This window comes from Dongia sp. agr-C8, assembly GCF_054658695.1.
Map to the genome: position 1 here is coordinate 75,400 of NZ_BAAGHZ010000003.1, position 21,677 is coordinate 97,076.

Consider the following 21,677-nt stretch of genomic DNA (forward strand, 5'->3'; position numbering starts at 1 on the left):
AAAGGGCTTAGCTGGCCGGCGCTTCGGCGGCCTTGCCGGCGGCCTCGGCCGCGGCCTTGGCGCGCTCCTGAGCCTTCGCCTTCGGCTTGTCCTGCTTGGTCTGCTCGTGGCGCTTCGGCGCCTCCATCAGGCCGGCCTTGTGGAAGAAGTGCTGCACGCGCTCGCTGGGCGTCGCGCCCTTGGAGATCCAGTACTTGGCGCGCTCGGCGTCGAGCACGACGCGCAGCGGGTCTTCCTTGGTGAGCATCGGGTTGTAGGAGCCGATGCGCTCGACGAACTTGCCGTCACGGGCGAAGCGGCTCTCGGCCACGACGATCCGGTAGAACGGGCGCTTCTTGGCGCCGCCGCGGGCCAGACGAATCTTCAACGACATGGTTATTAGTCTCCTTTGGGAATCGAAACGTTGTGTTCAGGGTTCGGGATGGTGACTGCAGGCTTCGATCTTGTTGCCGTCGGGATCGAAGGCGAAGGCACCGTAGTAGTTCGGGTGATAGTGGGGACGCAGGCCCGGCTTGCCGTTGTCCTTGCCGCCGGCCTTCAAGGCCGCGGCGTGGAAAGCGTCGATATCGGCGCGGCGCTTGGCTTCGAAGCAGATATGCGCGCCGCCCTGAGCGTTCGCATGCGCATCGAGGCGCTCCGGCACGCCGATCCAGAAACGGGGGTGGTCGCTGCCGATCTCGCCATAGCCATGGGCGACGACACCCTCGCCGGGAATGTCCACGGTGAAGATGCAGGTGCAGCCGATGGTCGCCAGCACGTCGTCGTAAAAGCGTTTCGCGCGGGCGAGATCGGAGACGCCGACCGAGAGATGATCGATCATCGCAGCCCGCCCATTCCGCCGCCACCCAGGCCGCCGCCACCCATACCTCCCATGCCACCCTTCATCAGGGCGCCGAGGCCGTGGCGCATCAGGCCCTTCTGGCCGAGCTTGGAGACCTGCTTCAGCATGCGCTGCATTTCCTGATGCTGCTTCAGGAGCTTGTTCACTTCCTGCACGCTGGTGCCGGAGCCGGCGGCGACGCGGTTCTTGCGCGAGGCCTTGATGAGATCGGGGTTGCGGCGCTCCTTCGGCGTCATCGAGGAGATGATGGCGAGCGAGCGCTTCACATGCTTCTCGTCCACCTTGCCTTCGAGCTGCTTCTGCATCTTGCCGATGCCGGGCAGCATGCCCATGACGCCGGCGAGGCCGCCCATCTTCTGCAGCTGCTTCAGCTGCGAGGCCATGTCGTCGAGATCGAACTGGCCCTTCTGCATCTTCTTGGCGAGACGCTCGGCCTCCTCGGCCTCGGTCGTCTCGATCGCCTTCTCGACCAGGCTGACGATGTCGCCCATGCCGAGGATGCGGCCGGCCAGGCGGTCGGCGTGGAAGTCCTCGATCGCGTCCAGCTTCTCGCCGGTGCCCAGCAACTTGATCGGCGCGCCGGAAATCTGGCGCATGGAAAGCGCGGCACCGCCGCGCGCGTCGCCGTCGATGCGGGTCAAGACGATACCGGTGACGCCGACCTTCTCGCGGAACGACTTGGCGACGGTGACCGCGTCCTGACCGGTCATCGCGTCGGCGACCAGCAGGCTCTCATGCGGATGCACGGCGTCGCTGACCGCCTTCACCTCGGCCATCAACTCCTCGTCGATGGCGAGGCGGCCGGCAGTGTCGAGGATGACGACGTCGAAGCCTTCGAGGCGGCCCATCTGCATCGCCCGCTTGGCGATGGCAACCGGCGGCTCGCCGGGAACGATCGGCAGCGTCTTCACCATGGTCTGCTCGCCCAAGACGGCGAGCTGCTGCTGGGCGGCCGGACGGCGCACGTCGAGCGACGCCATCAGGACTTTCTTGTTCTGCTTCTCGGTGAGGCGCTTCGCGAGCTTCGCGGTGGTCGTGGTCTTGCCCGAACCTTGCAGGCCCAGCATCAGAATGGGAACCGGCGAAGGCGCGTTGAGCGAGATGCCGGGTTCTTGGCTCTCGCCTGCGGAAAGGGTGCGCGCGAGCTCGTCATGGACGAGCTTCACCACCATCTGGCCCGGCGTCACCGATTTGACGACCTTCTCGCCGACCGCGCCGACGCGGACGCGGTCGATGAAATCCTTCACCACCGGGAGCGCGACGTCGGCTTCGAGCAGGGCGACGCGGACTTCGCGCAGGGCCTCGTCGACATCAGCTTCCGACAGCGCGCCGCGCCGGGTCAGCTTGTCGAAGACACCACTCAGTCGTTCGGAGAGTTTCTCGAACATGCGCCTTTGAATCCGGGGCCAATTGCCCAAAACACGAATGCGCCCGCGCACGAAACTCGTGGACGGACGGAGCCCCTCGGGGCCAGCGGCCTAACAATTCCTGGGTTAAGCGGGGCGGAAACTAGGGGTTCGGGCGGCGGAAGTCAACCGCGGCAGGCGCGACAGAAAGACGTTATGGCGCAACGTCTTACCGCTGGTGCCAGATCATCCAGGCGGGCCAGCCGGAATTGACCGGCTCGGCATCCTCAGGCGAGGCAGGGAGCGTCTGCGCCGGGCGGGCGCCGCTGGGGTACTGACCGCCGGTGCTCAACACCGTCCCGTTCTCCCCCGTCGCGCCGTTGGCGAGATTTTCCAGCACTTCATCGGGGTCGCTGTACTGGCTTTGGGCACCGGGTCCGGGCGCGGGAGTGTCGGAGAAGGCCAGGGCGGCAGCGCTGGCGAGCCCCAGGGCAAGCGCGGAAAACAGGGCGAAAGCGGTCATTCGTATCTTGCAAAACTCCGAGTCCGAACCCCGGGCGCCTCACACCGCGAGCCACCGGCCGGCGCGGATCGTCGCAGCGACAGCTAACTAACTCCTTACAGTATCGAGATTTTCCGAATCTTAACCCGAAAAGGGTTGCATGGCCGCAGAACGTGCGCTGATGATGGCCCCAGTCGAATCCCAGGGGAGCTGGCAGCGGCGCGCAAGACCGGTCCAGCGGGAGACGGAAAAATGAGACCATGGTTGTTTGGCGCCCTGCTCGTTGGGGGTGCCCTTGGCCTTCAGACAGGGATGGCAAGCGCGGAAGACCTGCGCGATCAGCCCCTGGCCGAAATCCAGCAGCTGGCCGATGCCGGCCGGGCCGACGCGCAGCGCGAACTCGGCATCCGCTACGGCCAGGGCACCGGCCTGGAGCAGGACTACCGCAACGCGCGCTCATGGGCGAGCAAGGCCGCGAGCCAGGGCGATCCCTGGGCGATGCGCATCATGGGCCTGATCTATCTCGAAGGGCTCGGCGTCGATGCCGACAAATGGCGCGCGGTCGATTACTTCAAGCGCTCGGCCGATGCCGGCGACCTCTATGCGCAATACAACCTCGCGGTCATCTATTACGAAGGCACGCTGACCCAGCAGAGCTACGACAAGGCGATCGCCTGGTACAAGCGCGCCGCCGACCAGGGCAACACCATGGCCCAGCACAATCTCGGCCTGATGTACGCCAACGGCATCGGCACCGCGACCGATCGCGTCGAGGCCTATAAGTGGTTCATGCTGTCGGGTTCCGGCGACGCAATCGCCGCCACCACCGAGATGCAGGCGATCGCCCCGCGGATGACCAAGACCGAGATCGCCTCGGCCCAGGAGCGCGCCGAGCTTTGGCGCGCGAACCTGGAATGGGTGCCGTAGGCGGCGCTTCTCCGTTTCAACAACACCGTCTCCCGGCACTGGGTGCCGGGATCCACGCCTGGGCGGCTGAAGAAGGAAAGGCGTGGATCCCGTGACCAAGTCACGGGATGACGACCCCACTTATCAGCAACAGTGAGCCCTACGCCGCCGGCAGACGCGTCTGCGTGGTGGCGAGCGCGGTGCCGGTCGTGCGTGGCTGCGGCGGGGCGCGGCGCAGCGTGTGCAGTTCCATCTTCGCGTCGTCGAGGTCGCGCTTCACGGCGCGGAGCTGGCGGCGCTGGTTTGCGCCGGTGAACCACATCACCAGGACGCCGAAGCAGAAGCCGAACAGGATCAAGAGCAGGGTCAGCAGGAAGACCGGCACCGCGAAGTCCCAGGGCAAGGGCCAGAGATTGAGCGCCACCTCCTGGCGGTTCATCACCGCGAAGGCGGTGACGATGGCGATGATCGGAAGCGTCACGATCCAGGCGAAACGGCGCATGTCGATTCCTGCCCGATTGAACTCTGCCCACGCGGTCTAAATGCGGCGTGCCGGGATGGCAAGCTTAACCATGCCGCAGGTGGCTGCCGCATTCTACAGCCGGGGCTTGTCGAAGGGCTGGAGGCTATTCGCCGCCGGCAACCGGCGGCTTGCTCGCGGCCGGCCCTGATTCCGGTGCCTTCGCCGGCGTGGCCGTCTCGATCTTCGAGTTGAGGCGATCGCGTAACTCTTTGCCGGTCTTGAAGAAAGGCACAACCTTCTGATCGACCGCGACGGTCTCGCCGGTGCGGGGGTTGCGGCCCTTGCGGGCATCGCGCTGTTTCACCGAGAAGGCGCCGAAGCCGCGCAGCTCGACCCGATCGCGCTTTGCCAAGGCGTTGGTGATCTCTTCGAAGATCGTGGTGACGATCCGCTCGACATCGCGATGATAAAGATGCGGATTAAGCTCCCCGATCCGCAGAATTAGTTCGGATTTCGTCATCCTGTCCCCGCACGCCCGCCGCGTGAGGCAAAAAACTTGCCCGCGACCGGCCTTCCCCTGGTCACCCCGGGGGGCCGACCCCAGGAGTTTCAAAAGCGTGCCAAGGGAATCGAGCGCCGTCAAGGATAAGTCGCTCATTTTAATACGTTTTTTGGGCCTGGATCCGATTCCCCCGGATTCAGGCAGAAAAAAGGGCCGGAAGGGATGCCCTTCCGGCCCAAACACGCACTATTTTGTAATTTTGTTGCTGAGTGAGAGGCTTAAGCCGCCGGCCTCACTCCTCGTCCTTCTTGCCCTTCTTGCCCTTGGCCAGGGCCGCACCAAGGATGTCGCCCAGGCTGGCGCCGGAATCGGACGAGCCGAACTCCGCCATCGCTTGCTTGTCCTCTTCGACCTCGCGGGCCTTGATCGAGAGCGAGACCTTGCGGGTCTTGGCATCGATCTGGGTGATCTTGGCATCGACCTTCTCGCCGACGGCGAAACGGTCCGGACGCTGCTCGCTGCGCTCGCGGCTCAAGTCGTTCTTCTTGATGAAGCCGGTGAGGCCGTCGCCGACCGAGACCTCGACGCCGCCCTCGTTGATGGCGGTGACGGTGCAGGTCACGACCTCGCCCTTCTTCAGGGCGGTCGAGGCTTCAGCGAAGTTGTCCTTCTTCAGCTGCTTGATGCCGAGGCTGATGCGCTCCTTCTCGACATCGACGTCGAGCAGCTTCACCCGCACCATGTCGCCCTTCTTGAAGTCCTGCACCGCTTCCTCGCCCGGGCGCTCCCAGTCGAGGTCGGAGAGGTGGACCATGCCGTCGATCTCCGGCGTCAGGCCGACGAACAGGCCGAACTCGGTGATGTTCTTCACCTCGCCCTCGAGCTCGCTGCCAACCGGATGCTTGTCGAGGAAGCCCGACCACGGATTCTCCATGCACTGCTTCAAGCCGAGCGAGATGCGGCGCTTCACCGGATCGACGTCCAGCACCATCACTTCGACTTCCTGCGAGGTCGAGACGATCTTGCCCGGATGGACGTTCTTCTTGGTCCAGCTCATTTCCGAGACGTGGACGAGACCCTCGATGCCCGGCTCCAGCTCCACGAAGGCGCCGTAATCGGTGATGTTGGTGACGCGGCCCTTGAAGCGGCTGCCCACCGGATACTTTGCCTGCACGCCCTCCCAGGGATCCGCCTCGAGCTGCTTCATGCCGAGCGAGATACGCTGGGTCTCCGGGTTGAAGCGCACGACCTGGACGTTGACGGTCTGGCCGATGTGCAAGGCTTCCGACGGGTGGTTGATGCGGCGCCAAGCGATATCGGTGACGTGCAGCAGGCCATCGACACCGCCGAGGTCGACGAAGGCGCCGTAATCGGTGATGTTCTTCACCACGCCTTGCAGGACCTGGCCTTCCTTGAGGTTCGCAACCAGCTCGTTGCGGGCCTCGGCGCGGCTCTCCTCGAGCACGGCGCGGCGGGAGACCACGATGTTGCCGCGGGCGCGGTCCATCTTCAGGATCTGGAACGGCTGCGGCGTGCCCATCAGCGGGCCGACGTCGCGCACCGGACGGATGTCCACCTGCGAGCCCGGAAGGAAGGCCACGGCGCCGTTGAGGTCAACCGTGAAGCCGCCCTTCACGCGGCCGAAGATCACGCCGTTGACGCGCTGGTTGTCCTTGAACTGCTTCTCGAGCTGGGTCCAGGCCTCCTCGCGGCGCGCCTTGTCGCGCGACAGCATGGCTTCGCCGTTCTTGTCTTCCATGCGCTCGAGATAGACGTCGACGACGTCGCCGACCTTGAGCTCGGCCTTCTGGCCGGGCAGCGCGAATTCCTTCACCGCGACGCGGCCTTCGGACTTCAGGCCGACATCGACCAGGGCGAACTCGCCGTCGATCGAGACGACGGTGCCGGAGAGGACGCTGCCTTCGAGACCCTGGGCGGCGCCCAAGGTTTCCTCGAGCAACGCGGCGAAGCTCTCGCTCTCGACGCGCTCCTTGGTGACGCGGGCGGCTGCAGATTTAGCCATGTGGTATCAGTTCCTTTCAAAAACTATTCAGGCCAACCGGTTGTGTCCGGCGGTCTTGAATGGTGGATGCACGACGTGCGGGATTGCACGCCGGTGCGGGTTCAGATTTTGCGCGCGATGTAATCTTGGGCGAGGCGAAACACCTGATCGGCATCCAGTGCCGAAGTGTCGATGATCAGGGCGTCTTCCGCCGGCCGCATGGGAGCTGTCGAACGGGCCGTATCCCGGGCGTCCCGCTCCCGCATATCCTCCAAAACTCGCGCGTATATAGCGGCCTCGCCCTTCTCTTGCAACTCCTTGAATCGGCGCATCGCCCGGGCTTCGTCGGAGGCGGTGATGAAGAGCTTAACCATTGCGTCCGGGAGTACCACGGTGCCGATGTCCCGCCCGTCCAGCACCGCCCCCCGCTTGCCCGCCGGGGGGTGGGCGGCGAAATCCCGCTGCCAGTCCAGCAGCGCCGCCCGGACCGCGGGGATGGCGGCCACCTTGGAGGCAAGCCGGCCGGTGGCCTCGGCCCGGAGCTCGGGATCGGTCAGCAGCTCGGGGCGGAGCCGTTGCGCCGCCGCGACCGCCTCGGTCTCCGGCAGGTTGTCGCGCAGCAGGGTCAGGGCGGTGCCCCGGTAGAGCGACCCGGAGTCCAGATAGGCGAGGTTGTATTGCGCTGCGAGGCGCCGGGCGAGCGTGCCCTTGCCGGCTGCCGCGGGGCCGTCGATGGCGATGGTAAGAGTCATCGATTCTGGAGCCGGATGCCGGTGCCGATGCCGTTCATCAAATCGACGAAGGTCGGGAAACTGGTGTCGATCGGCGAACCGTCGTCGATGCTGACCGGCCGCTTTGCCGCGAGCCCCAGGATCAGGAAGGACATCGCCGGGCGGTGGTCGAGATTGACTGCGATCTCGGCACCGCCGGCCGGCGGCTTGCCATTGCCCTTGACGCTGAGCCAATCGGGACCTTCGGTGACCTCGACGCCGCAGGCCTTCAAACCGCGCGCCATGGCGCCGAGGCGGTCGCTCTCCTTCACGCGGAGCTCGCCGAGGCCCAGCATCCGGGTCTCGCCCTCGGCATAGGCGGCGATCACCGAGAGGATAGGGTATTCGTCGATCATCGAGGGCGCTCGCTCCGGCGGCACGGTGACGCCCTTCAAGCTGCCGTGCTTTACCTTGAGATCGCCGACCCGGTCGCCGCCTTCCACCCGCTCGTTCTCGACGGTGATGTCGGCGCCCATCTCCAGCAGGGTCTCGATGAGGCCGATCCGGTGCGGGTTGAGGCAGACGTTCTCGATCGTGAGCTCGGAGCCCGGCACCACCAGCGCCGCGGCGATCGGGAAGGCCGCGGAGGACGGGTCGCCCGGCACCACGATCTTGCGGCCGGTGATCTCCGGCTGGCCGATCAGCGAGACGGCGCGGCCCTCCTTGGTCTGCTCGACGGTCAATTGCGCGCCGAAGCCCTTCAGCATCAGTTCGGTGTGATCGCGGGTCGGCTCGGGCTCGATCACCGTGGTCACGCCGGCGGTGTTGAGACCGGCGAGCAGGATCGCGGATTTCACCTGCGCCGAGGCCACGGGGAGCTTGTAGGTGATCGGCAGCGGATCCTTGGTGCCGATGACCGCGAGCGGCGGACGGCCGCCGCTCCGAGACACGATCTGCGCCCCCATCAGCCTCAGGGGGTCCGAGACGCGCGCCATGGGGCGCGAGCGCAGGCTCGCATCGCCGGTGAAGAAGGTCACCATCGGGTATGCAGCCACCAGGCCCATCAGCAGCCGCGTGCCGGTGCCGGCATTGCCGAGGTCCAGCACCTCGGCCGCCTCGCGCAGGCCGCCGATGCCGCGCCCGCGGGCACGCCAGACGCCGTCCGAGCCGCGGGTCGCCTCGCCGCCCAAGAGGCGCATGGCCTCGGCGGTGCGCAGCACGTCCTCGCCTTCCAGCAAGCCGTGAATCTCGGTCTCGCCCAGCGCCAGGGCGCCCAGCATCAGCGAGCGGTGGGAGATCGACTTGTCGCCGGGCACGCGAATCCGGCCCCTGAGACCTTTCGAAGCGGTTCCGGACTGGAGCGGCCGGGGGAGAGAATGGGACTTGCTCATGGGCTCTTATGTCAGCTGCGGCCTTCAAGGCGCGCCTCTCTAGCATAAAGGCCGGGCGGGATGGAAATTCGGAACCGCGACACCGGCGGCATTTTGCCGGTTTTTTTGCCGCCATCCCCCATTGGCCATCCCGTGTTGACAGCGCCATTGTCACATGGCAAACGGCACCCCGACCCGCGGGGGTGCGGCGCCTCGAAACCGGCCTCCCCGAAATCGAATATGGAGAGGCCGAAGTGACCAAACCGGAATGGGGCACGAAGCGCACCTGCCAGAGCTGCGGCGCCCACTTCTACGATCTCCGGAAAGACCCGATCGTCTGCCCGAAATGCGGCGCCACCTATGACCCGGAGGCGATCCTGAAGAGCCGCCGCCGCGCGCCGGAGAAGGTCGTGGCGGTGAAGCCGGTGAAGGAGCCGGAGCTTCCCGATCCCGAAACCGATGTGGAGACCGATGACGCCGCGGAGGAGACCGACGACGTGATCGAGGATACCTCCGAGCTCGGCGAGGACGACGCCGATATTCCGGAGACGATCGAGCCGGAGGAGGAAGGGGAGCGCTGAGCGCTTCCCGGTCCGCCGGCGGATTTCGCTTGAAATGCCGGCGGGTCGCTTCTAGCTTCCAGCCGCTTTTACGCCCCCGGGTCCCAGACCGTCCGCGGGCATCGAGTTCGGGCCCATAGCTCAGCTGGGAGAGCGCCACAATGGCATTGTGGAGGTCAGCGGTTCGATCCCGCTTGGGTCCACCAGACGAAACCCCCGCTAGCAGGCAACTGCGGCGGGGGTTTTTTCTTTGGCTCAATGACTCCGGCTCAGGCTGCGGGATCCACACGGCCACACACGATGTTGTGGAGGTTCCCACCGCATATTCAGCGAATTTTAGGAATTCGGTGCTACAACGCTTCCATGTCACGAGAGATGGAACCCAACGATCCGTTGGCCGAACCCCTGGCCGAGGAGCGCGGCGGCAAAGGCCGGCGCTCGGTCGTGTTTCGCGTGCTGGACTTGATCCAGCTGGTCGCGGCCTCACCGCAGCCGATGACCCTGGCCGAGATCGGCACGCAGTTGAAGCTGCCGAAGCCGACCGTGCATCGGCTCTGCGTGCGGCTGGAAGAATCGAAATATCTGACCCGCGAGCCCGGGCGCTATCGCTATCGGGTGGGACCCGCGACCGAGCGGCTCGCCTTCAACGCGATCCGGCGCGGCTCGGCCAGCGTGCAATGGCGCGCGATCCTCGAGAAGCTGGTCGATGAGATCCGCGAGACCTGCAACTTCACCGCGCTGGCCGGCAACGAGGTCGTCTATGTCGAGCGCGTGGAATCGCGCTGGCCGTTGCGCATCCATCTCGAGACCGGGTCGCGGGTGCCGATCCACTGCACCGCGAGCGGCAAGCTGTTCCTGGCGATGATGGAGCCGGAGCGCCGGCGCCGCCTGCTGGACACCCTCAATCTCTCCGCGCTGACCGAGAAGACCATCACCTCGCGCAGCCGGCTGGAGACCGAGCTCGCCGAGACTGCGAGCCGCGGCTACGGCACCGACGACGAGGAATTCATCCTCGGCCTTGTCGCGATCGCCGTGCCGGTCACCGATCCCAAGGGGCGGCTGATCGGCGCCGTGGCCTGCCACGCGGCGAAGGCGCGGCTCGACCTCACCCAGGCGCTGCAGCACCTGCCGCGCCTGCGCGGCGCCGCACTGGATATCGGCCGCACGCTGGACTGACGCGTCGGGAGACCCGCGGGTCAAGCCCCCGGGTGACGAGCAGCAAGTCCCTTTAGAAGCTAAGCGCCGCCGGCGCTGAGGCGCGCTTCCGCGAAGCAATCGCGCAGGTCCTGCGCCGCGTCGGCGTAGCTTTCGACCGTCAGCAGGCGGTTGATCGTCGCGCCGTCCTCCGAGAGCGGCAGGATGACCCGCAGATAGGCGCTGCGCCGGGTCTCGCACTCGATCAGCAGCCGGTGCGCCATCGGCGCGCGGCAGGTAAGCGCATCGCAATAGAGGCGATGAATGAGCGCGCCGTAGGCCGGCGGCTCGAGATCCAGCGCACGCTTGTTGGTGAGTTCGGCGCCGTGGATCTTGAACAGGCCGGTGCCGGCGAGGCGGAAGCGGAAGTCGATCGGATCGGTGCTGACATCGACCAGCATCACCCGTGGCAACAGCGGCGCAATCTCGACCGGATCGATGTCGGCGCGGGTCGGCGCCAGACGCCCGGCGCATTTGCCAAACCAGTAGTCGAGGGCGAATTTGAGATCGGCATCGAGATCCGGATCGTCGAGCCGCAGTTGCATCGCGTCCAGCTGGGGCGCCGCGCCGCGCCGGCGGCCGGCGGCGAAATACCCGTCCAGACGGATCGCGCCGGCCTGTCCCGGCTTCGCCGCCTCGGGCTTGCCGGCTTCAACTTTTGCCGCGCCTGCCGATGTCGCCCCCATCGCGCTTCCTTGTTGGGCCCCGTTTTTCGCCCTTGGGCTTTACCCTCGGGGGCCGCGTCTGGACTTAGCGGGGCGCAACCTTACACGCGGCGATGGCAATGTCTACCCTGGCTGACGGCTGCGCTTCCCCGCAAAGATGCCGCCAAAGAGGCCGGGAAGCTGCCTCGCATATTGTATCCCGCCACAACCTAAAAATGATCTTCTGTGCCCATTCGCGGCGGGAACCGCCGCCGGGGCGCCAAGCTCAAGCGACAGCAGGCTTTTTTTCAACAAAAGGACGATTTTCTGCTGTGGATAGGCTTGTGGAAAGAGTGTGAATGACTTCTGGGATTGCGAGCGTGCCCCGGGTCACACGCCCGGGGAACAGGGAGCCGCTTGAAAAGTTAATTTCTCGGACCATTTACTGTTCATGGCGCCGGGCCCGGACTTCCGGGCGGGGCCGCCGCGATGGGCCGGAAGCGGGCATTGCGGGTTGCTCTAGAAGCTCGCTCGCATGGAGGGGCAGTAATGTCGAGACTATCGCTCTTCAACAGCCCATTGCTCTTGGGCTTCGATCATTTCGAACGCACCCTCGACCGGATCTCGAAGACCGGCGCCGAGGGCTATCCGCCTTACAACATCGAGCAGGTGAGCGACGAGGCCTTGCGGATCACGCTGGCCGTCGCCGGTTTCGCAATCGAGGACCTCGAGATCCAGATCGAGGACAACCAGCTCGTGGTGCGCGGCCGCCAGAAGGATGATTCCGACCGGATCTACCTGCATCGCGGCATCGCGGCGCGGCAGTTCCAGCGCAGCTTCGTGCTGGCCGAAGGGATCGAAGTGACCGGTGCCAGCCTTGATAACGGTCTGCTTTCGATCGACCTCGCGCGACCCAAGGTGGAACCCCAGGTCCGCAGCGTGCCGATCAAGAAGGCAGCGCAGCGGACGAGTGACCGGCCCAACGGAAAACCGGCGGCTGGCCCCGCGGAGATCGCGGTGACCGGCAGCGCCAAGAGCTGAACGCGGCAAACGCAATCGGAAGAACGACAGGAGTGAGGGGACGCCCCCCTTGGGGCATCCCAGGAGAAACAGCCATGGTATCGCTTGAACAGATCCGCAAGATCACGACCGAAGACCTGCTTTCGTTGGGCGTGAAGGACGTCGCCTATCTGAAGGACGTCGAGGTCGATGGCAGCACCGCCGTCGGCATCTTCGCCGCCAACGGCCAGCAGCTCGCCCTGCTGCCCGACCGCAACGCGGCGATCGCCGCCGCCGTCGAGAACGGCCTCGCCCCGGTCACGCTGCACTAAGCGCCGCATTCCCGGATACGGCTATCGGCATCAGGGCGGATAGCCGTATTTGTTCGGTCCGTCGCTGCCCCGTGCCAGGATCAGATAGAGCGTCGCAATCAGCGGCACGACTCCCATGGACTGCGAATAGCCGATGCTCCACTGCCCGCTCGAGCTGCCGCTCCAATGGATCGAAATGCCGCCGAAGAGCAGCATGGGCAAGAGAAACATCCAAAGATAATGCCAGCCGGGCAGGTCGAGGTCGTGCAGCCGCTTCACGACCAGCGCGAAGACGGCCCACGTCCAGAACGCCCCGATCACTACGACCGCGATCACCGCCGCCCCGCTTGGGTGTCGCGCGTTGCTGACGGCCGGGATCGCGAGCAGGGAGACGACCGGAATGATGATGATCCAAAGAACCAGCGTGTAGAGAAAGAACCGCCAGCGGCGGATCCGGCCGCTGAGAGCGAAATAGCCTTCCAGCATGATTCTCTAATACCGCGCTTCCCCTGTCCCGCGCGAATGCGGGGATGGCGGAGCTTAGCAAAAACGCGCGCGAAGGTAGAGTGGCAACTACACCCCTCAATGGGCGTCTTGCAGCTTCTCCATCTCTTCTTCGTATTCGTCCCGGCTGATGATGCCGGCATCCAGCGCGCGCTTGAGATCCGCGGCCGATTGCTCGGGGGGCACCATGCGGTTGTGCACGGTGGTGCTGGAGCCGCAGGAGGCGAGCAGCAGGGCGGTCGCGAGCAGCGCCGTTGCAGCTATCGCGATCGAGGTATGGGATCTCCTCATCGTCCGCCTCAGTCCTCGTCGAGGATCTTCTGGCGCTGCTTTTCGTATTCGCGCTCGCTGATCGCGCCCGCGTCATAGGCCTTCTTCAAGTCGATCAGCGCCTGGCCCTTGCTGACCGTGGTGTTGTTCACGGTCGAATCGGCGCCGCCACCGCCGCAGCCCGGCAGCATCAGCAGGCTGCTCAACGCAATTGCGATGATCGAAGTCCGGCTCAGCATCGCCTGCTCCCGCCCTGTAGTGCGACAGGGGGAATCTACGCCGGCCGCCGGCCCGGCCCAGATGGACCATGGTCCAAGGTTCGAAGCGGGCTCGCGCGGCTCAGCGTTCGCCGTAATCGTTGGGCCCATCGGTTCCCGGCCAGAGCAGCAGGAACAGGCTGACGCCGAGCGAGATCACGCCGCCGAGGATAGTCGCGGTGAGACCTGGAACCTGCATCCCACTCTTGGTCAGTGCCGCGCCAAGCCCGTTGCAGATCGCGGGCACCACGATCATCCAGGCGTAGTGCCAAGCGGAGAGATTGACGTCATGCAGCCGCTTCGCGGCGAGGCAGAAGCCGCCCCAGATGCCCATCGCGACCAGGATGACGATAATCGCGATGGTGACGCCCCGCGCGTCGGTCGCATTGCGCAGCGGCAGCAGCAGGACCAGGCCGAGCACCACCAGTACGGCGACCAGCAGCATCGAATAGCCGAAATAGGCCAGCCGCCCCATGCGGCCGCCCCATGAGAACAACGCGAACAGCATCGACACCCCCGAGGTTTCCCCGGGCCGCAATCTATCAAAGATTGCAGAGGCGATACAGTGAAGTTGCGAAGACCCGTGCGGTCAGGCGGCGTGACTGTGGGCGCGGTCGGTGAGGAGCGCGTAGATCGCTTCCGCCTGGTCGGCGCCGCGGAGCTTCTCGCAGATGCCGCGGTCGCGGAGCAGGCGGGACACGCGGGCCAGGGCCTTCAGGTGGTCGGCGCCGGCGCCTTCCGGGGCCAGCAGCAGGAAGATCAGGTCGACCGGCTGCTCGTCGATTGCCTCGAAGTCGACTGCATGGTCGAGCCGGGCGAACAGGCCGAACATCTGCTTCACGTCGGCGAGCTTGCCATGCGGAATGGCGATGCCGTTGCCGACACCGGTGGTGCCGAGGCGCTCGCGCTCCAGCAGCACGTCGAAGATCTGGCGCTCATGCACGCCGGTGATCTCGGCGGCGCGGCGCGCCAAGTCCTGCAGCGCCTGCTTCTTGCTCGAGACCTTGAGGCGCGGCATGACCTGCGCCGGTGACGACAGTAGATCCTCGATCTCCATGATCCCTCGTGCTCCATTCGGCTGGCGCCGATCCCATGACTGTGTCGGATCGGCGTGGCGGGAGGTTCGTCGCGATCTAGCTTCGCGCCGGCGATCCGACCCTGCGGGGCTCCGCGACCTCCGGCTTCGACGCCGGATCAACCCAACCGATATTGCCGTCGTTGCGGCGGTAAACCATGTTCAGCCCCCCATGCGCGCGATTATGGAACAGCATCGCCTGTGTCTCGGCGAGGTCGAGGCGCATGACCGCCTCGCCGACGGTGAGAGTGGGAATGTCCGCTTCGAGCTCGGCGACGATCAGCGCCGCATGGCCGTTGGCCTGGTCGGCGCCACCGCTGTCCTGCGTCGCCTCGTCGCCCATGTCCGGCGCCAGCACGAACTGCTTGGCGGCGTAGGAATCGGTCTCGGCGCGATGATGATCGCGCAGGCGGCGCTTGTGCCGGCGCAGGCGCTTGGAGATGGTCTCGGCCGCGATGTCGAAGGCGGCATAGGCGTCGCCGCCGTCGTCTTCCGCCTGCATGAGAATGCCGCGGCCGACGTGAACCGAGATCGCGCAATGAAACCGGTAGCCCTGCTTGGAGAAGGTCACGGTGGCTTCGATCGGGTTCGAGAAGAATTTCTCGAACATCCGGTTCAGAGCTTCGGCGACGTAGGTGCGCAACGCTTCACCAACGTCGATGCCTTTGCCGTTGACGGTCAGGTTCATCGCTTCTCGTCCGCTTGCCAATGATGGTTCGATGTGGGGAACTTCTCTATGGGGACCACGGGCGCCTCCAGGGTGAGCGCCGGACAAGTCCGCGGCAGCACCGTTTCCGCGTGCCGCCTCTCCATTGTCGCTGGGCACATTGCAGTCAAGGCTCGAACGCGCCCCCGCAAAACGGCCGGGACCATAGGAACCGTTCCCGGCGAAGTCAATACCGCCCCAGTCTCTTCGGGGTATCCTCGGGAGGATGCCCCTGGAAAACATGTGGCGATGATCAGGCCGAACGCAAGGCTTTCTCGCGCCGGCGCTGGACCGACGAAGGTATTTTCAACGATTCTCGATACTTAGCGACCGTCCGCCGGGCGATATCCACGCCCTGGCCCTGCAGGATGGAGACCAGCTTGTCGTCGGAGAGGATATCGTTCGCCGGCTCCGAATCGATCAGTTCCTTGATCCGGGACCGGACCGCCTCGGCGGAGTGGCTGTCCGCCCCGTTGGCGCCCTGAATCGCGGCGCTGAAGAAGTAGCGAAGCTCGAACAGGCCGCGCGGAGTCGCCATGTACTTGTTCGTCGTCACCCGGCTGACCGTGCTCTCATGCATGCCGATCGCCTCGGCGATGTCGCGGCGAATGAGCGGCTTCAGGTGCTGCACGCCGTGCAGCAGGAACATCTCCTGCTGGCGGATGATCTCGGAGGCGACCTTCATGATCGTGGTCGCGCGCTGATGCAGGGTCTTCACCAGCCAGTTCGCGGCGGCCAGGCGATCGCTGATGTATTCCTTCTCCGCCTTGCTCGAGGCCTTGGACGAGACCAGCGTGTGGTACTGCTGGTTGACCAGGAGGCGCGGCAGGGTGTCGGCGTTGAGCTCCACCGACCAGGAGCCGTCGGACCGGCGATTGACCAGGATGTCGGGGATGACGGTCTCGACCTCCGCGGTCTCGAAGGCGAGGCCGGGCTTCGGGTTCAGGGCGCGGATCTCGGTCACCATGTCGGCGAGATCTTCCGCGTCCACGCCGCACAGCTTCATCAGCTGGTTGCGATCGTGCTTCGCCAGCAGGTCGAGATGGGCGAGCATGCATTGCATCGCCGGATCCAGTCGGTCGCGCTCCTTGAGCTGCAGACCGAGGCATTCGGCGAGATCGCGGGCGAAGACGCCGCAGGGCTCGAACTGCTGCAGCTTGGCCAGCGTCGAATCGACCAGCGCCGGGGGACAGCCCAGACGCTCGGCAAGGTGCGCGAGATCGCCGCTGATGTAGCCGGCGGGGTCGAGCATGTCGATGATCTGCAGCCCGATGATGCGCTCGGTCGGATCGGTGACGTCGAGGTGGAGCTGCGCCTCCAGATGCTCGCGCAGAGTCTCGGGGCGCTGCGCGGTCTGCTCGATGCCGTATTCGCCGTCGCCGAAATCGCTGCGGCCGCCGGTGCCGCGCCAGGCGCCGTCATAGAGATCGCCGCCGGCCATGCTTTCCTGCGGCGCGCTCGAATAGGTGTTCTCGTAATCGGTATCGAGCGGCGAATTCTTCTCGTCGGGCATCGACTCCCGCGCGTTGTACTCGGCGGTGTCGAGCATGCGGTCGGAGGTCTCGGCAGAAGATTCCGCGTTGTCGGAAAAATCTTCCGCTCGCTCGGCAGAATTTTCTCCACTACGGTCGTCGTCGCCCCGATCGAGCAAGGGATTCTGCTCGAGCTCGGTTTCGACATAAGCGACGAGATCCTGGTTCGACAATTCCAGCAGCTTGATGGCCTGCTGGAGCTGCGGCGTCATCACCAGGGTTTGTGCCTGCCGGAGATCTATCCTCTGCGTAACGGCCATGAGGCCACGGTACTACAGGGAGAATCTTTCTCCAAGGTAAACACGCCGCACCTGCGGGTCGCGGACGATCTCCCTGGGCGTGCCCTCGCGAAGGACATGGCCCTCGTGGAGAATGTAAGCGCGATCGACGATTTCCAGCGTGTCGCGCACGTTGTGGTCGGTGATGAGCACGCCGATGCCGCGGTCCTTGAGGTGCGTGACGATGTCGCGCACGTCGCCGACCGCGATCGGATCGATGCCGGCCAGCGGCTCATCCAGCAGAACGTAGTTCGGCCGCATGGCAACGCAGCGCGCAATTTCCACGCGACGGCGCTCGCCGCCGGACAGCGCCATCGCCGGCGTGCGCCGCAGATGCTCGATCGAAAACTCGGCCAGCAGGCGATCGACCAGCGGCTTGCGCTTCGACCGGTCGCGCTCGGTCACTTCGAGCACGGTCATGATATTGTCTTCGACCGACATGCCGCGGAAGACCGAGGCTTCCTGCGGCAGGTAGCCGATGCCGCCGCGGGCGCGCTGATACATCGGGAGGTCGGTGACCTCCTCGCCGTCGAGATAGATGGCGCCGGCATCGGCCTTGATCAAGCCGGTGATGACATAAAAGCAGGTGGTCTTGCCGGCGCCGTTCGGACCCAGCAGGCCCACGACCTCGCCGCGCTGCACGCCGATCGAGACGTCGCGCACGACCGGCCGCCCCTTGTATTGCTTGCCGATGTGATAGGCGACCAGACCCTCGACGCCGCGCGGGTCGACGGTGACGCCGTTCACGTGGATGAGCGGATGGCCGTCGGCCGCCTTGGTGAAAGGCATCGGTTCGGGCGCATTGCCGTTGAGGCCCACGCCGCCGCCGGCCGGCGCGGCTTCGACCGCGACGCTCTCGTCGGCCGCGGGCCCCGGGGCGTGGGCGCGATTCATTGCACCGTCGCCGTGCTGTCGAGGGCCAGCGTGTCGCTGCCGCCCGGCGCGGCATTGGTGGACGGCGCCGGGACTTCCGAACCCTGATTGGAATTCTGCTTCGGCTGGATCGTGGTGCGCACGCGCTGGCCTTCGGCCGGCAGCAGGCGGCTGATCCCCTTCGCCATGTCGATCTCGGCGCGGGCGCCGCGGAACACGTTCTTGTTCTGGGTCAAGACCACGTTGCCGGTCAAAACGGCGATCTTGGTCGCCGGATCGTAGACCGCGCGCTGGCAGGTCGCGACCTCCTTGCCGGTGTCGATCTTGACGTTGCCCTCGGCCTTGACCTGGAAAGCCTCGCGCTTACCCTCGGCATTCTTGCGGAAATAACTGGTCACCTGGTCGCCGTCGATCTTGGTGCGGTCGCTCTTCAGGATGACAACGTCGCCCTTGGCGACCAGCGCATCCTGGTCCTGCCAGTATTCCAGCGCATCCCGCGCCGTCACCGTCTGCTCGGCGCTCACGATCTTCAAGCCGGAGCCGGTCATCACCAGCAGCCGCTTCGCCTGATCGTATTCGGCGCGATCGCCGTAGGCCGTCTGCGACGGGCTCATGATCCTGACCGCGCCCTCGGCGGTGACATGGTCGATCTGGTTGCCGCCGCTGCTATAGGTCGCGATCAGCCTGTCGGCATGGAGCTCCGACGTGCCCTGGACCGCGACCGCGTTGCCGCTCGCGGTGTAGGTCTGGGCCTCGCGGTTCCACTCGATGCCGTTGTCGGCACTGATCTCGATCGGCTGCGAGCCGCCGAAATCGAAGGCACTGCCGGAGGATTGGTCCTGCGCGAGGACGCCGAGCGGCGCGGCGAAGGCGAGTAGCACTGCCAGCGCGAGAAGGCGGAGCGGATTCATGATCCGCCTCCGGATTTCTTCGGGAAGAGCTTCAGGTAGGAGCGGCCGGTGAAGAGGATGGTCTTGCCGTCGTCCCTGATCTCGAAGCCCTGCGCCGCCAGCTGGCCGTCGGCGTTCTGGCCCTCGACCGGCTGGTTGCCGCTGGCCCAGTCGTTCTTCAGATCGACGGTGGCCGCGTCGGTCTCGAAGGAGAGACCGGTGTCGTGGAACAGGGTTACGTTGCCGCTCAAGTCCACCGTGCCCTGGTCGCGGTGAAAGACGCCGTTATCCGCCGTCAGCGCCACCCAGGCGCCGTCGCTCATGGTCATGTCGGCCATCAGCTTCTGCAGATTGATGACGTTGTCGGGCTCGTCCGCCGCCACGACCGGGGCCGGCGGGGCCGCCGGGGCGGATTCACCTTCGCCGTCGGCATCGCCCGTCGCGGCCGGCGGCTCGATCTTCTGCGGCTGCGAGGCGGATTCAGCGGTGATCGAATAGGGCCGGTTGCTGGCATCGACGCCGTTATACTGAACCTTCTGCACCTTCACATCGGAGGCGCTTTGCGAAGGCGTGTTGGTCTTCTCGCCCACCACCTCGATCGGATGCACGACCGGCACCTGGCGCGACCAGTAGGCGATGTAGGCGACGCAGGCGACCGCGATCAGCGGCAGGCCGATCTTCAGTGCGTTGATCAGGCCCTTGTTGCGCTTGCGCTTGAAGACGCGGCGGGGCGCGGACAGTTCGGGGATGTCGGTGCGATCCGCCATCCCTCAGGCCACTCCCGCTTTCAGGCAATCGTGCAGCCGGACGATGCCGGCGGGCTTCATCCCATCGCAGACGAACAGGCTGGTGATCGAGCGCTCGTTCATCACCCGCACCGCCTCTGCGGCCAGCGCGTTGGCGCGGATGGTGAGCGGACCCTTGGTCATCACGTCGCCGACCCGCTCGCTCAAGAGATCCGGGCCCATGTGGCGGCGCAAGTCGCCGTCGGTCACGATCCCCACCAGATCGCCGGCCTCGTCGATGACGCCGACGCAGCCGAAGGTCTTTGCGGTCATGATCAGGAGGGCATGCGACATCACGTCGTCGGCGCCGATCAGCGGCACCTCGTCGCCGACATGCATCAGATTGCCGACCCGGATCAGGATCTGGCCGAGCTTGCCGCCCGGGTGCAGGGCGTGGAAATCCTCGACGGAGAAACCCTTCCGCTCGAAGAGGCCGATCGCCAATGCATCGCCGAGGGCCAGCATCATGGTCGTCGAGGTGGTGGGTGCGAGACCCATTGCACCCGCTTCCGCGGTCTTGGGCAAGGCGAGGGTCACGTCGGCGGCGTTGCCGAGCGCACTTTCCGCCTTCATCGTGATGCCGATCACAGGGATATTCCAGCGCCGGGCGAAGCCCAGCATGTCGGAGAGCTCGGCGGTCTCGCCGGAATTGCTCAAGGCCAGCACCGCGTCCTTCGAGGTCACCATGCCGAGATCACCGTGGCTCGCCTCGGCGGGATGGACGAATTGCGAGGGCGTGCCGGTCGAGGACAGGGTCGCCGCGATCTTGCGCGCGATATGCCCGGACTTGCCCATCCCGGTGACGATGACGCGGCCGGTGACCGCGGCGAGGATATCGAGCGCCTTGAGGAGTTCCCCATCCAGACTGTCGGCGAGGCGGCGCAACGCGTCCGCCTCTTGGAGCAGCACGCGCTTTGCCGCGGCGAGGTCGTCGCGCCCGGCTCCGCCGAGCGACGCCGGTCCGCCGGTCGACAGCGGCGCCTCCGGCGCTCTCGATGCTTCAGCGCTAGCGGCGGCGTTCGGCACTTTGTTCATCCAATCGATTCCTAGCCCTCGCCCCCAAGGGTCTCCGCCCTCGCCCGATGGGCGCGTCCCGGGGGCCAATTTTCTCAGATATCCCTCGAAAACAGAAGGGATTTCCCAGCTCCGCCCCGGCCTATACCCGGAACCTCTCCGGAGCATGACAGGCCGCCCAACCTGTGGGCCATACAGGGTTAATTACGCTTCATCGCGACCAGCCCGGCGGGCCGCCGCAACCTCAGTGCGCGAAGATGTCCGGCTCTTCCCAGCCGAGCAGGTCGAGCTCGCCCCGAGTCGGCAGGAACTCGAAGCAGGCGGCGGCGAGCGCGGTCCGGCCTTCGCGCGCCAGCAACGGGTCCAGCTTCGCCTTCAGCTTATGGAGGTGCAGCACGTCCGAGGCGGCGTAGCGCAGCTGGTCCTCATTGAGGTCGGGGCTGCCCCAATCCGAGGATTGCTGCTGCTTGGACAGTTCGACGTCGAGCAGCTCCTTGCACAGGTCCTTCAACCCGTGCCGGTCGGTATAGCTTCGCGTCATCTTCGACGCGATCTTGGTGCAATAGACCGGCGCGACGCGCACGCCCAGATAGGCCTTCAAGGCCGCGACGTCGAAGCGGGCGAAATGGAAGATCTTCAGTACATTCGGGTCTTCCAGCATCGCTTTCAGCCGCGGCGCGTGGTGGAATTTGCCTGGCTCGGTCTTCGGGATCTGCACCAGGTGGCTGACGCCGTCGCCCGACGACATCTGCACCAGACACAGCCGGTCCCGGACCGGATTGAGGCCCATGGTCTCGGTGTCGACCGCGACCGAGCGGCCGAGATCGAGCCCCTCGGGCAGATCGCCTTTGTAGAGATGGATGCTCATTGCGTTACCCCGAAGGTTCCGCCCGTCCGGCGGTGGCCGAAAGTTTCCCCGATTCGGCGCGGGATCGGTCCGGTATAGATCATCGGAGCGATGGTGCCCAGGAGAGGACTCGAACCTCCACGACCTTGCGGCCACTGGCACCTGAAGCCAGCGCGTCTACCAATTCCGCCACCTGGGCACAGGCCGTTCGGTCGCCCGGAGCGCCCGGGCGTTTTGGCCGGCGCATTCTGTCCAGAAACGTTCTGAAGTCAATCATTAAAGCAGGCACCGAAGCG

The 21,677-nt window shown here is 65.7% G+C and carries 27 protein-coding genes and 2 tRNA genes; 6 read left to right on the forward strand and 23 right to left on the reverse strand.

The window, feature by feature from the left end:
- Positions 1–7 precede the first annotated feature (7 nt).
- The 4 genes from rpsP to ACYQ4T_RS14465 all read right to left on the reverse strand — a co-directional run bounded on the left by rpsP (position 8) and on the right by ACYQ4T_RS14465 (position 2,710).
- Entirely contained in the window at positions 8–373 is a 366-nt protein-coding gene (gene rpsP, locus ACYQ4T_RS14450) for a 30S ribosomal protein S16 (protein WP_459855364.1), read from the reverse strand.
- Between the two features lie 36 nt (positions 374–409).
- Positions 410–820, reverse strand: a complete 411-nt coding sequence (locus tag ACYQ4T_RS14455) for a VOC family protein (RefSeq protein ID WP_459855366.1) — start codon at positions 818–820, stop codon at positions 410–412.
- A complete protein-coding gene (ffh, locus tag ACYQ4T_RS14460) occupies positions 817–2,229 on the reverse strand; it encodes a signal recognition particle protein (RefSeq protein WP_459855368.1) in 1,413 nt (470 codons plus the stop codon). The genes ACYQ4T_RS14455 and ffh overlap by 4 nt, the downstream gene beginning before the upstream one ends.
- A 187-nt stretch (positions 2,230–2,416) precedes the next feature.
- Positions 2,417–2,710, reverse strand: a complete 294-nt coding sequence (locus ACYQ4T_RS14465; RefSeq protein WP_459855370.1) for a hypothetical protein — start codon at positions 2,708–2,710, stop codon at positions 2,417–2,419.
- 291 nt (positions 2,711–3,001) lie between these two features.
- On the opposite strand from ACYQ4T_RS14465, the gene ACYQ4T_RS14470 reads away from it, so the two are divergent.
- Positions 3,002–3,616 carry a tetratricopeptide repeat protein gene (locus ACYQ4T_RS14470; RefSeq protein ID WP_459855372.1) on the forward strand — a complete coding sequence of 205 codons (615 nt, stop codon included), beginning with the start codon at positions 3,002–3,004 and terminating at the stop codon, positions 3,614–3,616.
- Positions 3,617–3,755: 139 nt separating this feature from the next.
- On the opposite strand, the gene ACYQ4T_RS14475 is transcribed toward ACYQ4T_RS14470, so the two are convergent.
- From ACYQ4T_RS14475 to aroA, 5 genes are all read right to left on the reverse strand, one after another.
- The gene (locus ACYQ4T_RS14475; RefSeq protein ID WP_459855374.1) at positions 3,756–4,097 is read right to left on the reverse strand and encodes a LapA family protein; all 342 of its coding nucleotides are present in this window, start codon (positions 4,095–4,097) and stop codon (positions 3,756–3,758) included.
- A gap of 124 nt (positions 4,098–4,221) precedes the next feature.
- Complete coding sequence (gene ihfB / locus ACYQ4T_RS14480; RefSeq protein WP_459858003.1) at positions 4,222–4,578, reverse strand: integration host factor subunit beta; 357 nt, start codon at positions 4,576–4,578, stop codon at positions 4,222–4,224.
- 274 nt (positions 4,579–4,852) lie between these two features.
- Positions 4,853–6,583, reverse strand: coding sequence for a 30S ribosomal protein S1 (rpsA, locus tag ACYQ4T_RS14485; protein ID WP_459855376.1), 1,731 nt, complete (start codon positions 6,581–6,583; stop codon positions 4,853–4,855).
- Between the two features lie 101 nt (positions 6,584–6,684).
- On the reverse strand, positions 6,685–7,314 hold the full coding sequence (gene cmk, locus ACYQ4T_RS14490; RefSeq protein WP_459855378.1) for a (d)CMP kinase: 630 nt from the start codon (positions 7,312–7,314) through the stop codon (positions 6,685–6,687).
- Positions 7,311–8,663, reverse strand: a complete 1,353-nt coding sequence (gene aroA / locus ACYQ4T_RS14495) for a 3-phosphoshikimate 1-carboxyvinyltransferase (protein ID WP_459855380.1) — start codon at positions 8,661–8,663, stop codon at positions 7,311–7,313. Before aroA ends, cmk begins: the two co-directional genes overlap by 4 nt.
- Positions 8,664–8,896: 233 nt before the next feature.
- On the opposite strand from aroA, the gene ACYQ4T_RS14500 reads away from it, so the two are divergent.
- From ACYQ4T_RS14500 to ACYQ4T_RS14510, 3 genes are all read left to right on the forward strand, one after another.
- Positions 8,897–9,223 (forward strand): TIGR02300 family protein, encoded by a 327-nt coding sequence (locus tag ACYQ4T_RS14500; RefSeq protein WP_459855382.1) that lies wholly within the window; start codon positions 8,897–8,899, stop codon positions 9,221–9,223.
- 109 nt (positions 9,224–9,332) lie between these two features.
- Positions 9,333–9,408, forward strand: a tRNA-Ala gene (locus ACYQ4T_RS14505).
- 187 nt (positions 9,409–9,595) lie between these two features.
- Positions 9,596–10,378, forward strand: coding sequence for an IclR family transcriptional regulator (locus ACYQ4T_RS14510; RefSeq protein ID WP_459855384.1), 783 nt, complete (start codon positions 9,596–9,598; stop codon positions 10,376–10,378).
- A 59-nt stretch (positions 10,379–10,437) separates the two neighbouring features.
- Here ACYQ4T_RS14510 and ACYQ4T_RS14515 read toward each other — a convergent pair whose 3' ends face one another.
- Positions 10,438–11,082 carry a PAS domain-containing protein gene (locus ACYQ4T_RS14515; protein ID WP_459855386.1) on the reverse strand — a complete coding sequence of 215 codons (645 nt, stop codon included), beginning with the start codon at positions 11,080–11,082 and terminating at the stop codon, positions 10,438–10,440.
- Positions 11,083–11,589: 507 nt separating this feature from the next.
- Here ACYQ4T_RS14515 and ACYQ4T_RS14520 point away from each other — a divergent pair.
- Positions 11,590–12,081: an Hsp20 family protein gene (locus tag ACYQ4T_RS14520; protein WP_459855388.1), complete on the forward strand. Its 492-nt coding sequence runs from the start codon at positions 11,590–11,592 to the stop codon at positions 12,079–12,081.
- Positions 12,082–12,155: 74 nt separating this feature from the next.
- Positions 12,156–12,371, forward strand: a complete 216-nt coding sequence (locus ACYQ4T_RS14525) for a DUF1150 family protein (protein ID WP_395021459.1) — start codon at positions 12,156–12,158, stop codon at positions 12,369–12,371.
- A 30-nt stretch (positions 12,372–12,401) separates the two neighbouring features.
- On the opposite strand, the gene ACYQ4T_RS14530 is transcribed toward ACYQ4T_RS14525, so the two are convergent.
- The 13 genes from ACYQ4T_RS14530 to ACYQ4T_RS14590 all read right to left on the reverse strand — a co-directional run bounded on the left by ACYQ4T_RS14530 (position 12,402) and on the right by ACYQ4T_RS14590 (position 21,580).
- Positions 12,402–12,836: a DUF805 domain-containing protein gene (locus ACYQ4T_RS14530; RefSeq protein ID WP_459855390.1), complete on the reverse strand. Its 435-nt coding sequence runs from the start codon at positions 12,834–12,836 to the stop codon at positions 12,402–12,404.
- A 96-nt stretch (positions 12,837–12,932) separates the two neighbouring features.
- Complete coding sequence (locus ACYQ4T_RS14535; protein WP_459855392.1) at positions 12,933–13,145, reverse strand: SHOCT domain-containing protein; 213 nt, start codon at positions 13,143–13,145, stop codon at positions 12,933–12,935.
- A gap of 8 nt (positions 13,146–13,153) precedes the next feature.
- Entirely contained in the window at positions 13,154–13,363 is a 210-nt protein-coding gene (locus ACYQ4T_RS14540; protein WP_459855394.1) for an SHOCT domain-containing protein, read from the reverse strand.
- A gap of 100 nt (positions 13,364–13,463) precedes the next feature.
- On the reverse strand, positions 13,464–13,889 hold the full coding sequence (locus ACYQ4T_RS14545) for a DUF805 domain-containing protein (RefSeq protein ID WP_459855397.1): 426 nt from the start codon (positions 13,887–13,889) through the stop codon (positions 13,464–13,466).
- Between the two features lie 81 nt (positions 13,890–13,970).
- Positions 13,971–14,438 carry a PTS IIA-like nitrogen regulatory protein PtsN gene (gene ptsN, locus ACYQ4T_RS14550; protein ID WP_459855400.1) on the reverse strand — a complete coding sequence of 156 codons (468 nt, stop codon included), beginning with the start codon at positions 14,436–14,438 and terminating at the stop codon, positions 13,971–13,973.
- A 76-nt stretch (positions 14,439–14,514) separates the two neighbouring features.
- Entirely contained in the window at positions 14,515–15,144 is a 630-nt protein-coding gene (hpf, locus tag ACYQ4T_RS14555; protein WP_459855402.1) for a ribosome hibernation-promoting factor, HPF/YfiA family, read from the reverse strand.
- Positions 15,145–15,415: 271 nt separating this feature from the next.
- Entirely contained in the window at positions 15,416–16,954 is a 1,539-nt protein-coding gene (gene rpoN, locus ACYQ4T_RS14560) for an RNA polymerase factor sigma-54 (protein WP_459855405.1), read from the reverse strand.
- 12 nt (positions 16,955–16,966) lie between these two features.
- A complete protein-coding gene (gene lptB, locus ACYQ4T_RS14565) occupies positions 16,967–17,761 on the reverse strand; it encodes an LPS export ABC transporter ATP-binding protein (protein ID WP_459858005.1) in 795 nt (264 codons plus the stop codon).
- Between the two features lie 101 nt (positions 17,762–17,862).
- Positions 17,863–18,756 carry an LptA/OstA family protein gene (locus ACYQ4T_RS14570; protein WP_459855408.1) on the reverse strand — a complete coding sequence of 298 codons (894 nt, stop codon included), beginning with the start codon at positions 18,754–18,756 and terminating at the stop codon, positions 17,863–17,865.
- Positions 18,753–19,502, reverse strand: coding sequence for an LPS export ABC transporter periplasmic protein LptC (gene lptC, locus ACYQ4T_RS14575; protein WP_459855410.1), 750 nt, complete (start codon positions 19,500–19,502; stop codon positions 18,753–18,755). Before lptC ends, ACYQ4T_RS14570 begins: the two co-directional genes overlap by 4 nt.
- A gap of 3 nt (positions 19,503–19,505) precedes the next feature.
- Entirely contained in the window at positions 19,506–20,555 is a 1,050-nt protein-coding gene (locus ACYQ4T_RS14580) for a KpsF/GutQ family sugar-phosphate isomerase (protein WP_459855412.1), read from the reverse strand.
- Positions 20,556–20,778: 223 nt separating this feature from the next.
- Complete coding sequence (locus tag ACYQ4T_RS14585) at positions 20,779–21,402, reverse strand: ribonuclease D (protein WP_459855413.1); 624 nt, start codon at positions 21,400–21,402, stop codon at positions 20,779–20,781.
- Positions 21,403–21,493: 91 nt separating this feature from the next.
- Positions 21,494–21,580 (reverse strand) — tRNA-Leu (locus ACYQ4T_RS14590).
- Positions 21,581–21,677 lie beyond the last annotated feature (97 nt).